The sequence below is a fragment of the Vibrio sp. OPT46 genome (assembly GCF_015163535.1).
In the GTDB taxonomy this organism is placed as follows: Bacteria; Pseudomonadota; Gammaproteobacteria; order Enterobacterales; family Vibrionaceae; genus Vibrio; species Vibrio alginolyticus.
The window spans coordinates 1-521 of record NZ_JADDYG010000696.1 but is presented as its reverse complement, the minus strand read 5'-3'; the positions used below and the strand labels follow the sequence as shown (position 1 = coordinate 521).

At 40.3% G+C, this 521-nt stretch carries 1 protein-coding gene; it reads right to left on the bottom strand.

Features of this window, described 5'->3' with window-relative positions; translation table 11 throughout:
- A partial coding sequence (locus tag IQR33_RS25355; protein ID WP_193844168.1) for a ParB N-terminal domain-containing protein occupies nucleotides 1-521 on the bottom strand: 521 nt, incomplete at both ends.

The following is a 521-nucleotide window of genomic DNA, read 5'->3' as shown; positions in this document are numbered from 1 at the left end:
AAGTTTTTGTCATAGCCTTTCTCGGTGGCAATCTGAATATTGTTCAAACCTTGTTCTTTCTTGAGGTTCAGCCATTGCTTACCTAACTCATAGAGAGACATGGGTCTATGTGTATTACTTACTTCAGATAAAGACTGCTTACTTTCGCGTGTAATATTTTGACTTGTAGCATAGATCTTAAAACCGCGCTTACTGTAGAAACAACCGCTTCTGCGTTGAGAGCCATCAATAACTTCATAAGTGACACCCCCTTGTGAATCAGTGTGTTTTATAGCAAGACCGGGATAGAGTTGACCCTTATCAGAGATCTTGTTGGTAATATCTATAACTGACAGCCGAGACATAATTGATTGATCTCGAACATTATCCTCTGATACGAATGTTTCGGCTTCAATTTTATCAAAAGGAATTTCGACCAGTTGAAACAAGACTTCTTGGCCATCAACCGCAATTTCTAGTTCGGATACTCCTGCTTGAGCTGCCTCGTTAAGGAGTTGCTCCTCTTTCGTTGTGATTGCAAC